The organism is Pseudomonas sp. NPDC090752, assembly GCF_055584805.1.
In genome coordinates, this window is sequence record NZ_JBVJLI010000012.1 from 68,228 (window position 1) to 81,470 (window position 13,243).

At 65.2% G+C, this 13,243-nt stretch carries 14 protein-coding genes; 2 read left to right on the forward strand and 12 right to left on the reverse strand.

Going from position 1 to position 13,243, the window contains the following annotated elements:
* Positions 1 to 6 precede the first annotated feature (6 nt).
* Genes ACZ6YA_RS17130 through lexA form a run of 4 tightly spaced genes read right to left on the reverse strand, consistent with a single transcriptional unit; the run spans position 7 to position 5,734 of the window.
* Positions 7 to 3,087 carry an error-prone DNA polymerase gene (locus ACZ6YA_RS17130; RefSeq protein ID WP_465898292.1) on the reverse strand — a complete coding sequence of 1,027 codons (3,081 nt, stop codon included), beginning with the start codon at positions 3,085 to 3,087 and terminating at the stop codon, positions 7 to 9.
* Complete coding sequence (locus ACZ6YA_RS17135; protein ID WP_465898293.1) at positions 3,084 to 4,502, reverse strand: Y-family DNA polymerase; 1,419 nt, start codon at positions 4,500 to 4,502, stop codon at positions 3,084 to 3,086. The genes ACZ6YA_RS17130 and ACZ6YA_RS17135 overlap by 4 nt, the downstream gene beginning before the upstream one ends.
* Positions 4,503 to 4,505: 3 nt before the next feature.
* On the reverse strand, positions 4,506 to 5,126 hold the full coding sequence (gene imuA / locus ACZ6YA_RS17140; protein WP_465898294.1) for a translesion DNA synthesis-associated protein ImuA: 621 nt from the start codon (positions 5,124 to 5,126) through the stop codon (positions 4,506 to 4,508).
* A complete protein-coding gene (lexA, locus tag ACZ6YA_RS17145; protein ID WP_465898295.1) occupies positions 5,126 to 5,734 on the reverse strand; it encodes a transcriptional repressor LexA in 609 nt (202 codons plus the stop codon). Before lexA ends, imuA begins: the two co-directional genes overlap by 1 nt.
* Positions 5,735 to 5,836: 102 nt before the next feature.
* On the opposite strand from lexA, the gene ACZ6YA_RS17150 reads away from it, so the two are divergent.
* Positions 5,837 to 6,496, forward strand: coding sequence for an HAD family hydrolase (locus ACZ6YA_RS17150; protein WP_465898296.1), 660 nt, complete (start codon positions 5,837 to 5,839; stop codon positions 6,494 to 6,496).
* 199 nt (positions 6,497 to 6,695) lie between these two features.
* Positions 6,696 to 7,418, forward strand: a complete 723-nt coding sequence (locus ACZ6YA_RS17155) for a DUF899 domain-containing protein (protein ID WP_465898297.1) — start codon at positions 6,696 to 6,698, stop codon at positions 7,416 to 7,418.
* A gap of 5 nt (positions 7,419 to 7,423) precedes the next feature.
* Here ACZ6YA_RS17155 and ureG read toward each other — a convergent pair whose 3' ends face one another.
* The 8 genes from ureG to ACZ6YA_RS17195 are packed head-to-tail and all read right to left on the reverse strand — an operon-like array spanning position 7,424 to position 12,976.
* Positions 7,424 to 8,047: an urease accessory protein UreG gene (ureG, locus tag ACZ6YA_RS17160; protein WP_008093751.1), complete on the reverse strand. Its 624-nt coding sequence runs from the start codon at positions 8,045 to 8,047 to the stop codon at positions 7,424 to 7,426.
* Positions 8,048 to 8,058: 11 nt separating this feature from the next.
* Positions 8,059 to 8,733 (reverse strand): urease accessory protein UreF, encoded by a 675-nt coding sequence (locus ACZ6YA_RS17165; RefSeq protein WP_465898298.1) that lies wholly within the window; start codon positions 8,731 to 8,733, stop codon positions 8,059 to 8,061.
* Positions 8,733 to 9,278 carry a HupE/UreJ family protein gene (locus ACZ6YA_RS17170; protein WP_465898299.1) on the reverse strand — a complete coding sequence of 182 codons (546 nt, stop codon included), beginning with the start codon at positions 9,276 to 9,278 and terminating at the stop codon, positions 8,733 to 8,735. The genes ACZ6YA_RS17165 and ACZ6YA_RS17170 overlap by 1 nt, the downstream gene beginning before the upstream one ends.
* Positions 9,279 to 9,297: 19 nt before the next feature.
* Complete coding sequence (ureE, locus tag ACZ6YA_RS17175) at positions 9,298 to 9,783, reverse strand: urease accessory protein UreE (protein WP_465898300.1); 486 nt, start codon at positions 9,781 to 9,783, stop codon at positions 9,298 to 9,300.
* Between the two features lie 10 nt (positions 9,784 to 9,793).
* Positions 9,794 to 11,497: an urease subunit alpha gene (ureC, locus tag ACZ6YA_RS17180; protein ID WP_465898301.1), complete on the reverse strand. Its 1,704-nt coding sequence runs from the start codon at positions 11,495 to 11,497 to the stop codon at positions 9,794 to 9,796.
* On the reverse strand, positions 11,494 to 11,811 hold the full coding sequence (locus tag ACZ6YA_RS17185) for an urease subunit beta (protein WP_465898397.1): 318 nt from the start codon (positions 11,809 to 11,811) through the stop codon (positions 11,494 to 11,496). The genes ureC and ACZ6YA_RS17185 overlap by 4 nt, the downstream gene beginning before the upstream one ends.
* A gap of 19 nt (positions 11,812 to 11,830) precedes the next feature.
* Positions 11,831 to 12,133 carry an urease subunit gamma gene (locus ACZ6YA_RS17190; RefSeq protein WP_236235799.1) on the reverse strand — a complete coding sequence of 101 codons (303 nt, stop codon included), beginning with the start codon at positions 12,131 to 12,133 and terminating at the stop codon, positions 11,831 to 11,833.
* Positions 12,134 to 12,142: 9 nt separating this feature from the next.
* The gene (locus tag ACZ6YA_RS17195) at positions 12,143 to 12,976 is read right to left on the reverse strand and encodes an urease accessory protein UreD (RefSeq protein ID WP_465898302.1); all 834 of its coding nucleotides are present in this window, start codon (positions 12,974 to 12,976) and stop codon (positions 12,143 to 12,145) included.
* Positions 12,977 to 13,243 lie beyond the last annotated feature (267 nt).

The window sequence follows — 13,243 nt, forward strand, 5'->3', positions numbered from 1 at the left end:
GTGAATTCAGTGAAAATCCCGGCTGCGGACATCCAGTCCCTGCAACAAGGGGCTGATGTCCTCCAGCCGCCGGGCAATCAGGTGTCTGACCCCCTTCTCCTGTTCCAACCGCCCGCTCACCTTGAGCAATTGCGACCCGACCAGCGCCCGCCTTTGCCGCTCGGCCAGATCACGCCACACCACCACATTGACCATGCCGAATTCGTCTTCAAGGGTCACGAAAGTTACCCCGCTGGCAGTCTGCGGCCGCTGACGCCCTACCACCAGACCGGCCACGGCGACTGCATCGCCATGCTCGACCCCCTCCAGCTCACCCGAGCTGCGACAGCCCAAGGCGCGCAGCCGCGGGCGCAATAACGTCAGCGGATGTGGGCCGAGGGTCGTGCCCAGGGTCTGGTAGTCGGCCACCAGATCCTCGCCGACGGTTGGCGCCGGCAATGCCACTGCAACCTCAGGTGCTGCCTCGACTTCTGCGAACAACGGCAACTGCGGCTGCACGGCGGCCACCTGCCAACGTGCCTGATGGCGGTCGCTGGCAAGTGCACGTAAAGCGCCAGCATCGGCCAATCGGGCCCGGGCCCTGCTGTCGAGCCCGGCGCGCAGGCACAGATCTTCAACATCGCGCCACGGCCTGTCGGACCTGGCCGCTTCCAACCGCCTGGCATCGGCTTCGGCGAAACCGCGAATCTGGCGCAGCCCCAGGCGGATGGCCAGGCCCTCTTCAGCGACGGGCTCCAGTGTGCAATCCCATTGACTCTGAAACACGTCCACCGGCCGCACTTCGATGCCCTGTCGCCGCGCCTCTTGCAGCAGTTGATCGGGGCTGTAGAAGCCCATCGGCCAGCTGTTGACCAAGGCGCAGGTAAAAATCGCCGGTTCATGGCATTTGAGCCAGCTGCTGGCATAGCACAACAAGGCGAAACTGGCCGCGTGCGATTCGGGGAAGCCATAGCTGCCAAAGCCTTTGATCTGCTCGAAGATGCGCTCGGCAAAGGTCAGGTCGTAACCGTTGCGCAACATGCCCTGCACCAACCGCGCGCGGTGAGGTTCCAGGCCGCCATGGCGTTTCCAGGCGGCCATGCTACGGCGCAGCTGGTCCGCCTCGCCGGGGCTGTAGTCCGCGGCGACCATGGCCAGTTCCATCACCTGTTCCTGGAACAACGGCACGCCCAAGGTGCGCGCGAAAACCTCCTTGAGTTTCTCCGATGGGTAGGTCACCGGCTCCTGCTTCAAGCGCCTGCGCAGGTAGGGATGGACCATGTCGCCCTGGATCGGCCCTGGGCGCACGATGGCCACCTCGATCACCAGGTCGTAAAAGGTCGTGGGTTTGAGCCGTGGCAGCATGGCCATCTGCGCGCGTGATTCGATCTGGAACACGCCCATGGTCTCGGCGCGGCTGATCATCGCGTAGGTGGCCGGGTCTTCACTGGGGATGGTCGCCAGGGTCAGGCGCCGACCACGGTGGCGTTGCAGCAGGTCGAAACAGCGGCGCAAGGCGCTGAGCATGCCCAGGGCCAACACATCGACCTTGAGCAGGCCCACCATGTCCAGGTCGTCCTTGTCCCACTGGATGACCGTGCGTTCGGCCATGGCGGCGTTTTCCACCGGCACCAGATGATCCAGTGGCTGCTCGGAAATGACAAAGCCCCCCGGGTGCTGGGACAGGTGGCGCGGAAAGCCGATCAGCTCGCCAGCCAGCACCAGGATGCGCCGCAACGAAGGGCTGCCAGGTTCGAAACCGGCCTCGGCCAGACGCTGCTCGTCGGGGATGCGGTCGCTCCAGCGGCCACAACATTTAGCCAGAGCGTCCACCTGATCGGCAGGCAAGCCCAGCACCCGCGCCACATCACGTACCGCGCCGGCAGCGTGGTAGGTATTGACCACTGCCGTGAGCGCTGCGCGATGCCGGCCATAGCGCCGGAATACGTACTGGATGACTTCTTCGCGGCGGTTGTGCTCGAAGTCCACGTCGATGTCCGGCGGTTCGTTGCGCTCGCGGGACAGGAAGCGCTCGAACAGCAGCCGATGCTCCATAGGGTCGAGTTCGGTGATACCGAGCACGAAACACACCACCGAGTTGGCCGCAGAACCACGGCCTTGGCAAAGGATATGCTGGTCACGGGCAAAGGCGACGATGTCGTGTACGGTCAGAAAGTAGCTTTCGTAGCCCAATTCTTCGATCAGTGCGAGTTCCTTGGCCAGCACGTCCCGCACCTTGTCGCTCGGCCCCGAGGGCCAGCGCTGCGGCAGGCCACGCTCGCACAACTCGCGCAGCCAGCTGGCAGGTGTTTGGCCGTCCGGCACCAGCTCATGCGGGTATTGGTAGCGCAATTCACTGAGGTCGAACTGGCAACGCTCGGCAATGCCGATGCTTTCTGACAACAGATCGGGCGGATAAAGCTCGGCCAATTGCTCACGCGTACGCAGGTGGCGTTCGCCATTGGCGAACAGGAAACGCCCGGCGTCGGCGACGTTGCAGTGTTGGCGGATGGCGGTCATGCAATCCTGCAAGGCCCGCCGACCACGTACGTGCATGTGCACGTCACCACAGGCGACGGCACGGATGCCCAGTTGCTGCGCCAAGCCGCGCAATTGGACCAGGCGCTTTTCATCATCACTGCCGCGGTGCAGGTGCACGCCTAGCCACAGCCGCTCGCCGAACAAGCTGCGCAGCCATTGGCCTGGTGTCGGGTCGCTGGGGTCTTCGGCAATCCACAACGCCAGAAGCCCCTGGTGGTGCTGGTGCAGATCATCGCTGAACAGCTGGTAATCGCCCTTCTCCGCGCGCCGTCGCGCACGGGTAATCAGCGCACACAGGTTCTGGTAACCCGTGAGGTTCTCCACCAGCAGCACCAGCTTCGGGCCGTCCTGCAGGCGTACTTCACTGCCGACGATCAAGCGTAACTGTTGCGCCTTGGCGGCCTGCCAGGCACGTACGATGCCAGCCAGAGTGCACTCATCGGTGATCGCCAGGGCTTGGTAGCTCTGTTCCTGGGCACGGCGGAACAATTCTTGCGCGCTGGATGCGCCGCGCTGAAAGCTGAAGTTGGACAAGCAATGCAGTTCGGCATACGCAGGCGTATTCATGCGAACCATCCCTGCAGCCACAGCGGGCCAGGTTGCGCCAGGTCGCGGTAGGCCCAGCCTCGCAGCCCTTCACGGGTTTCGATGCGGTAATAGTCACGGCGTACATCGCCACCGTCCCACCAACCCGACTCGATACGCTCGGCCTGCCCGAGCAATGTGTGGGCGTTGGCGTCCAATGCCTGTGGCTGGGGCAACAACCAGCCAGGGCGGCTCCCCGGCAGCGCTGACAGGCTGCCCTGAGCACCCTGCTCGGCAAGCTGCCAGGCACATTCGGGGCGGTGGTCGGCTTCGGCCCGCAGGCCCTTGACTGCTTCGTCGCCCAGCCGCGCGCGTAAGCGTTCACGCAATTGCTCCCAGGGCTGGGCCTGCTGGGCACGGGGATCGAACAGCGCCTGGTGCTGAGGCACGAACGCTGGCAGGTCATCGGCGACCAAGCGCAGGTTGCGTACCGGGGCCGGGATGCGCAGGGGCTCCAGACGCCCGCGGGCCAGTTCGAACAGCATCGCCGGATCACGCTCGGCGGCCAACAGACCAACCTGTAGCTGTGTGTCCGCTCCTTCGGCATGCTCCAGGTGCAGGCAGAAACGCTGCACGCCGCAATCACGCCCGGCGAGGAATGCGCCAAGGTCATTGAGCATGCGCCGCAGCGGGAACAGCAGCGCCTGGTGTGATTCGACGTCGAAATTGAGTTCCAGACGCGTTTCGAATCGGTCAGGCGGCTGATAAAAATCCAGCCCCAAGGTACGCAGGCCAAGCAACTGGTCCAGGTGCAACTGCACCTGGGCGCTAAAACGCCTGGCCAGGGCATCACGCGGCATGGCCAGCACCTGACCGAGCTGGTGCAGGCCCATGCGGGCAAAGGCTTCGGCGGCATCGATGGGCAGCCCTATCCGCGCGATGGGCATGCGCGCCAATGCGACGCGGGTATCCTCGGCGCATGTCACCGCCAGGCCGTCATGACCGTTGGCTAACATGCGCGCCGCAACCGGGTTGGTGGCCAGGACGATGCGCTGGCGCAAGCCCAACGCTTTCAGCTCTTCACGTAGGCGAGCCTCGAACAACGGCCAGGGGCCAAACAGCTTCAGGCTGGAACCCACTTCCAGCAACAGGGCGCGCGGATAGTGCAGGCTGACCTGTGCGCTGTAGCGATAGGCCCAGGCGGCGAGCAACTGCTGCAGTTGTTCGATACGCGAGGCATCGGCTTCGACGCAGGTGAAACCATCGGCCAAGGCACGGGCGGCTGTAAGTGTTTGCCCGGCGCGCAAGCCAAGTGCGGCCGCCTGCGGGTTGACAGCCTGCAGGACACGCCGTTGCAGGGGACCGCCAATCAGCGCCAGTGGCGTATCAGCGTCATCGCGTTCGCGCAGGATCGAGTCAAGCGCCAGTTGTGGCAAGAGGATGCAAGCCCAGAGCATACATCAGCCCAACCCTGGGCTAGCAATGGCTGCAGCGGGCGGCATGCCGCCTCGGCACTTGAGCACGCGCCATTGTGCGGGCCGAGTGTCGATGGCAATGCGCAGCGCTGCCGGGGAAGGGTTGTGCGCCGCCTGCTGTGGCCGGCAGGCGAAAGCCAGCGCCTGGCCGGTTTCGGCCGCCACCTGCAAGCGGCGCAGGGCACGATCATCAGCGCGATCCGGCCAGCACAAGACGGCGGCGCAACTGCCAGAGCGCAAGCATTGTTCAGCCGCCCAGAGCGCGTCGGCCGGTTCGGCATCGACCTGGACCAGCCAGCGCAGATCCACGCCAGCCGCCTGCCAGGCCGGCGGATAAGGAATGAAAGGCGGCGCTACCAGCACCACCCTCCCACTGTCGGCTGTCAGCCGTGCCAACGTTGGCCACAGCAGGTGTAGCTCGCCGCAGCCAGGGCTTGCCAGCAGCAACTCGCTGAGCGCCGCCGCCGGCCAGCCGCCCTCCGGCAGGTGCTGGTCAAGCAGGACATGGCCCGTGGGCTGCAACCCGGTCGGTCGCGCCTGAACTTGCCGACCGCGCCAGACCTGGCGCTGATCCAGCAGCCGATCGAGATCGACTACCGCGCCCATCAGTCACGCCTCAACAGGCCGCAGAACACACCTTCAATGAAGAACTCGCGTTCGGGGCCCACCTCGATCGGCGCATAGGCCGGGTTGCGCGGCAACAGCCGGTAGCCGCCAGCTAGGCGTTGCAGGCGTTTGATGGTGACCTCCCCGTCCAGGCGCGCGACCACGATCTGGCCATCACGGGCATCACGCTGCTGGAGGATACCCACCAGGTCGCCGTCGAAGATCCCGTCATCAACCATCGAGTCGCCGCGCACCTTGAGCAGGTAGTCGGGCGTGCGGCGGAACAAGCTAGGGTCGAGCAGCAACTGTTCGTGAATACCCAGGTCGGGGCCGATCGGCGCACCTGCCGCCACCTGGCCCAGCACGGGGACTTCGAGGATCTCCGGGCGACGCAACGGCTCGGCCAGGCGGATACCCCGCGCCTGGTTGGGTGTGACGTCGATGTAACCGGCCTGACACAGGGCGGTGATGTGCTTGCGTGCGACGCTGCGCGAAGCGAAACCGAAGCGGCTGGCGATGTCGGCAAGGCTCGGTGGCTGGCCGTGATCGCCGATACGTTCACGGATGAAGTCGAGGATTGCGCGGCGTTTGGGAGTCAGATTGTCCATGGAGCACATTTGTACTCTTTTCGTGATGCGCTGAACAGCCCCCTTCGTCGTCAGGTTTGGTTATCATCCCCTGGCTTAAGTTTTTAACCAGATGGATACCTGATGCTGACTGCCCTGCTGTTCGACCTCGACGGAACCCTGACCGACACCGACACCCTGCACTTGCAGGCTTTCCGGCAGCTGCTGCGCGAGCATGACGGCCGTGAGCTGACCCAGGCGCAGTTCGATGCCCAGGTCAGTGGGCGCGCCAATGGGCCGTTGTTCGCCGACTTGTTTCCGCAGGCCAGCACGGTGGACTGCCTGGCGCTGGCCGCTCGCAAGGAGGCCCTGTTCCGCGAGCTGGCCCCGGCGCTCGCACCCATGCCGGGCTTGTTGCGCCTGCTGGAGCATGCCGAGGCGAACGGGATCGGCATGTGCGTGGTGACCAATGCACCCCGGCTCAATGCCGAGCACATGCTGTCGGCCATGGGGCTTGGCGCGCGTTTTGAGCATGTGCTGGTGGCTGAGGAACTGGTGCGGCCCAAACCAGACCCGCTGCCCTATCTGACCGGGCTTGAGTGTTTGGGCGCGGATGCCGGTCAGGCGTTGGCTTTCGAGGATTCGTTGCCGGGGGTGCAAGCTGCCAGCGGTGCGGGGATCTTCACGGTGGGGATTGCGACCACTCAGACACCCGAGCGCCTCTTGGCCGCCGGGGCGCAGCTGGTGGTGGATGATTTTGAGGATCCGCGATTGTGGTCGGTGATTGACGCGATGCGGGGGTGATTGCCTGGGGTGCTCGTCTTGGGCTTTGCAGTGTTCTTGAGATCGAGCGCCGCGCGGGCGGCGCTCGATTTATGCATCACTGAAACTCTTGCGTCATGCGCCCGGTCCCACACCATTCGTCGCCAGAAACAAGCCAACTGTCGATACACCCCTTCCCCACTCGACCACTACCTGAATCCCCCCAGCGCGGAGTCAGCCCATGAACCTCCCAAAACACCAAACCGTTTCCCGCAGCCAATGGCTAGCCGCCCGCCATCAGCTCTGGCTGCATGAAAAAGCCTTCACCCACCAGCGCGACGAACTGGCCGCCGCCCGCCGCGCCCTGCCCTGGGTCCAGGTCGAAAAACCCTACCGCTTCCACGGCCCGGACGGCGATCGGACCCTGGCCGACCTGTTCGCCGGTCGCAGCCAACTGCTGCTCTACCACTTCATGTTCGCCGAAGGCTGGAGCGAAGGCTGCCCCGGGTGCTCGTTTCTCGCTGACCATTTCGACGGCGCCAACCTGCACCTGGCCCATCACGACGTATCGCTGGTCGCCGTGTCGCGCGCGCCCTATGCCGAGTTCCAGGCGTTTCGCCAGCGCATGGGCTGGCGCTTCCCCTGGTTCTCGTCGAACGGCAGCAACTTCAATGAAGACTTCGGCGTGAGCATCGCCAATCTGGGCGAGCGGCAGTACAACTACGAGCCCTACACCGGTGACGAGAGCGAACTACCGGGCCTGAGCGCCTTCTACCGGGACCCGGACGGCACGGTCTTCCACACCTACTCCACCTATGCCCGCGGGCTGGACATACTGGTCAACACCTACAATTTCCTCGACATCGCACCGCTTGGGCGCAACGAGGAAGGGACCATGGACTGGGTGCGGCATCACGATCGCTATGAAGGGCAAACCGGGAAGCCGCACTGCTGCCATGAATGACGGGGTCAGCCCCTGACGCCCAACATGCCGCGCTCGACGATGAAGTCGATCACCGCCTGCAGGCCCTCGCCTTTCTTCAGGTTGCTGAAGGTCCACGGGCGCTGCGGGCGCATGCGCTGGGTGTCGCGCTCCATCACTTCCAGGGAGGCGCCGACATAGGGCGCCAGGTCGGTCTTGTTGATCACCAGGAAATCCGACTTGGTGATGCCGGGGCCGCCCTTGCGCGGGATCTTCTCGCCTTCGGCAACGTCGATGACGTAGATGGTCAGGTCAGCCAGTTCCGGGCTGAAGGTGGCGCTGAGGTTGTCGCCGCCGCTTTCGACAAAGATCACTTCGAGGTTGCCGAACTTGCGCGCCAGGCCTTCCACCGCGGCCAGGTTCATCGAAGCATCCTCGCGGATGGCGGTGTGCGGGCAGCCGCCGGTCTCGACGCCGACGATGCGTTCGGGCTCCAGGGCACCGGCCTCGGTAAGGATGCGCTGGTCCTCCTTGGTGTAGATGTCGTTGGTGACCACGGCGATCTGGTAGTGATCACGCATGGCCTTGCACAGGCATTCGAGCAGCGCGGTCTTGCCGGAGCCGACCGGGCCGCCGACACCGACGCGCAGGGGTTGCTGATAGCTTTGCATAGTGGCAGTCCTCAGGAACGGAACAAACGTGTGTATTGGGTTTCATGACGCGATGAGGCAATGGCCAGCAGCGGCAGGCCGCCGCCGAGCTGGTCGTCGCCAAGGGTCAACGCTTGGTCGATGACCTCGGGCAAGGCTGCGCTCAGGTCGCGCAGCAGGGTCTGCGCTGCCTGCTGGCCGAACGGTACCAGCTTGACGCCTGCCATCACCGCGCCCTCTAGCCAGGCGAAGGCATGCCCGAGGGCGAGCTGGCGCAGGGGGATCGACCAGTGCACGGCCAGCCAAGCCATGCCGCCCAGCTGGCTGAGTTCGAGGCTGGCGCGCCAAGCCGGGTCCTGACCCAGTTGCCAGCCATCGAGCAGGCGCGCCAGAGCGGCGCCGCGCTGCTGCTCTTCCAGGCGCAGCTCGGCGGTTTCGCGGTTGGCCAGCAGAAAGCGGCTCCAGCGCGCAAACGCCTCGGCATCGTCGACCTGGCAGGCGTGGTACAGGCGCGACAGGATTGGCCAGTCCAGGTAAGCGAGGGTGTCGTGCATCTGCTCGCGCTGCCAGGCAGCGAAGCCGGCGATGTCACGCACCCAGCCGGCCTCCACAGCCCACTCCAGGCCCTGCGAGTAAGTGAAGCCACCCACCGGCAAGCCGGGGCTGGCCAACTGCAGCAGGCGCAGCAGTGCCAGGTCGCTGTTCATCAACCGGCCAGCACCAGTGCGGCACCGGCCAGCATGCCGCCACCAAAGGCTTTTTGCAGGCCGCTGTGGCGGCGCAGCAGGCAACCGAGGGCAAAGCCGACTACCAGCAGCAAGCCGCTGACGGTGACGAAACCGGCGCTGAACAGCCAGAACGCGCTGGGTGTCGCTTCCACGCCATGGGCCCAGCCATGGAACAGGGCAAATACTGGCATGGCCAGTGCCAGCAGCATCTGGCGGCTGGGCAGCAGTATGGCGACGGCGGCCACCAGCACGGAGACAGCAATCACGGTTTCCATGCCCAGCATGCCGCCGTACAGATGGCCGCACACGGCACCGGCGAACATGGCTGCCAATGTCGCCAGTGGCAGGGTCAGGTTGCGTCGGGTCAGCGCTGCCAGCACGCCAGTGCCCAGCAACATCAGCAGGTGGTCCAGCCCAGTCAGCGGGTGCAGCAGGCCATCGTGCAGCGGGTTGCTGTCGTGGCCCGGGTGGGCGAAGGCCGGCAGTGCGACCATCAGCAGGACAAGGGCGAGTGTTTTTTTCATTGTGGGCTCCAAGGGCAGTTCAGGAATGGGCTGGCAGGCGCACGAACGGGTGATCGTTGCCATGACCGTGACTGTGCGCAGCGCTTTGATAGGCCCCGGCTTCCGGCTCGAACGGTGCCTGCTCGGCCTCCACTGTCAGGCCCAGGCCACGCAGCATGTCGTCGAGCACGTAGTCGTGCTGGTAACGCAGCAGGCCCTGCTCGATCTGCAAGGGTACGTGGCGGTTCCCCAGGTGATAGGCCGCACGGGCAAGCAGGTGGGGGTCGCTGCAGCGCACGGTCGAAACCGCTTCGGGGGCCGCGAGCACGCGCACCACCTGGTTACCGGCAGCATCGGCGAGTAGTTCGCCACCGCGTAACAGGTGACCGCGTTCGAGCATCAGGCCGGCCTCGCGTCCATCGTCGAGGGTCACCCGCAAGCGACTCTTGATACGGCTGTCGACGTCCAGGGTAACGGTGCCGGTGACCGTGTCGGCTTCAGCGATGCGGCGGGTCAGGACAATCATCTTCGCTCCTTCAAAACAGAAAATAACGCTGGGCCAGCGGCAGTTCGCGGGCCGGTTCGCACGCCAGCAATTCACCGTCAGCGCGCACCTGGTAGGTTTGCGAGTCGACTTCGATCACCGGTTGCAGGGTGTTGTGGACCATGTCGGCCTTGCGCACCCGACGGCAGCCGTGGGCCACCCCGATCAGGCTCTGCAGCCCGAGCTGCTGGGCCAGGCCAGCGTCCATGGCGGCCTGGGGCAGAAAGGTCATGCGCGTGGCATGGCGGGCCGCGCCGAGGGCGCCGAACATTGGCCGGTAATGCACCGGTTGCGGGGTCGGGATCGAGCCGTTGATGTCGCCCATGGGCGCAGTGACGATCATCCCGCCCTTGATCACCAACGCCGGCTTGACCGCGAAGAATGCCGGCGACCAGAGCACCAGGTCGGCCAGTTTGCCGGCTTCCACCGAGCCGACTTCATGGGCGATGCCATGGGTCAGCGCCGGGTTGAGGGTGTACTTGGCGATGTAGCGCTTGACCCGGAAGTTGTCGCTGTAGTGGGTGTCCGGCGCCAGCGGGCCGCGCCGCACTTTCATCTGGTGCGCCACCTGCCAGGTGCGCAGCACCACCTCGCCGACCCGGCCCATGGCCTGCGAGTCGGACGAGGTCATGGCGAACGCGCCCATGTCGTGGAGGATGTCCTCGGCGGCGATGGTTTCGCGGCGAATGCGCGACTCGGCAAAGGCCACGTCCTCGGCGATGCTTGGGTCCAGGTGGTGGCAGACCATGAGCATGTCGAGGTGTTCATCGACGGTGTTGACCGTGTACGGCAGGGTCGGGTTGGTCGAGGATGGCAGCACGTTGGCCTGCCCCGCCGCGCGGATGATGTCCGGGGCATGGCCGCCACCGGCGCCTTCGGTGTGGAAGGTGTGGATGGTGCGGTCACCGATGGCGGCCAGTGTATCTTCGATGCAGCCGGACTCGTTGAGGGTGTCGGTGTGGATCGCCACCTGGATGTCCATTTCCTCGGCCACGCTCAGGCAACAGTCGATGGCAGCCGGGGTCGAGCCCCAGTCCTCGTGCAGCTTCAGGCCCACCGCACCGGCAGCGATCTGCTCGCGCAGCGCCTCGGGTTGCGATGCATTGCCCTTGCCCAGCAGCCCGATGTTGATCGGCAGGCAATCGGCGGCCTGGAGCATGCGGGCCAGGTACCAAGGACCGGGTGTGCAGGTGGTGGCGTTGGTACCGGTGGCCGGCCCGGTGCCGCCGCCGATGAAGGTAGTGACGCCACTGGTCAGCGCCTCCTCCACCTGCTGCGGGCAGATGAAATGGATGTGCGAGTCGACGCCGCCCGCCGTGACGATCTTGCCTTCGGCCGCGATCACTTCGGTGCCCGGGCCGACCGGCACGGTGACACCCGGCTGCACGTCGGGGTTGCCAGCCTTGCCGATCGCGGCGATGCGCCCGTGCTTGACGCCGATGTCGGCCTTGACGATACCCCAGTGGTCGATGATCAGGGCGTTGGTCAGGACCAGGTCCATGGCCTCGGCCGCGAGCATCTGGCCTTGCCCCATGCCGTCGCGGATGACCTTGCCACCGCCGAACTTCACCTCTTCACCATAAATGGTGAAGTCCTTCTCTACCTCCACCCACAGCGCGGTATCGGCCAGGCGCACCCGGTCGCCGACAGTGGGGCCGAACATGTCGGCATAGGCGCGGCGCGAAATACGGCTCATGCCCTGCCCTCCAGCGCACCCATCACCTTGCCCTGGAAGCCGTAGACCTCGCGCTTGCCGGCATAGGCCACCAGGTGAACGGTGCGTGACTGGCCCGGTTCGAATCGCACTGCAGTGCCAGCCGGGATGTCGAGGCGAAAGCCGCGGCTCGGTTCGCGGTCGAACACCAGCGCGTCGTTGACCTCATAGAAGTGGTAGTGCGAACCAACCTGCACCGGGCGGTCGCCATGGTTGGCCACGCTGACGCTGACCGTCTCGCGGCCGGCGTTGAGTTCGATGTCGCCGGCGGCGGTCTGGATTTCACCTGGGATCATGCTGGGCTCCTCGGCCAGGTCAGACGATGGGGTCATGCACGGTCACCAGCTTGGTGCCATCGGGGAACGTGGCTTCGACCTGCACGTCATGGAGCATCTCGGCGACACCGTCCATCACCTGTTCACGGCCGATCACTTCGCGGCCCAGGCTCATCAGCTCAGCCACAGTGCGGCCATCGCGGGCACCTTCGAGCACCGCGGCGCTGATCAGCGCCACCGCCTCCGGGTAGTTGAGCCTCAGGCCACGGGCCAAGCGCCGTTCCGCCAGCAATGCGGCGGTGAACAGCAGCAGTTTGTCTTTCTCTCTTGGGGTCAGCTCCATGGCGCTCTCTCAGGTGGCCCAGATCCGCGGCGGGCACGCTGGCAGGCCGAGGACGGCCGGCCGCAGCAGGTGCCAGAGCCGCTGCAGGGTGTGTTGCAAGTGTTGGTTGTCGTGGTCGAGCAGGCGGATAACCAGCAGCGAACCGAGCAAGGTTGCGCCTGCGGGGGTTTCGAGCTCATCGAGCAGGGTCCGCACCAGTTCCAGTACGCTGGGGCATGCCGGTGAGGCGCAGAAGGTCGCGAGCAGCGGGTGACCGCCGAGTTTGTCGAGTTGGCCGCCAGTGATGCGCAGGCGTTCGTGCAGGCCGGGGTCATTGGGCAATTCGATGCTCAGGCGGCTGTCCAATGCCCCCTGATCGAAGCGTTCGCCCATCACCGGGCGGCCCAGGCACAAGGTTTCCCAGGCCAGCAACCGGGCGCCGGGTTCGAGGGTGAAGCGGCTGTCGAGGCTGACACGGGCGCCGGAGAAAAAAATGCTGTCCTGCGGCAGCCACTCCAGCGTGCTACCGGCTTGCAGGTGAAAACGCTGGGCCAGCCATGCAGTGGGGCCAATGCTGCGGTAGAACTTGCTGGCGCCAGGCATGGTCAGCAGTGCATGGCTGCCAGGTTCCAGATGAATGTCCAGTTCCAGCCGGTCACCAGCGACGATTCCACCGGGTGGGTGCAGCACATAAACGTGGCACGGCGCACCCTCCGGGTAGAACGGGCGCTGCACCAAAAGCGGGCCGAAATGCCGACGCGCACCAAGGCGGGTCACGCCATTGCGCTCGATGAAGCGCAGCTGCAGGTGGGCGCTCCATCCTGCATCCCCATCAGATTGTTCCAGGTGCTCTCCCAGCAACATCCTATAGCCCCTGATATACGTGGCCCGCAGCCATTATGAGGGTCAGGCCGGCGCATCCTCGTGTTGCTGGCCTGACCACTCGATCAAATACGATGGATGGGGATATAGCAGGTTGCGGGCCAACTCCGCAGGTGAAGGCTCATGAAACCTCAAGGCGATGGCTCTGGCATAGGGCATACAAGCGTGAGACGCACAGTGTGAGGGCGGCACTTGGCCCTCTTTCGGTGCTGCGCTAAAGTCTGCCTTCAACCTTCGGCCAAGGAATCG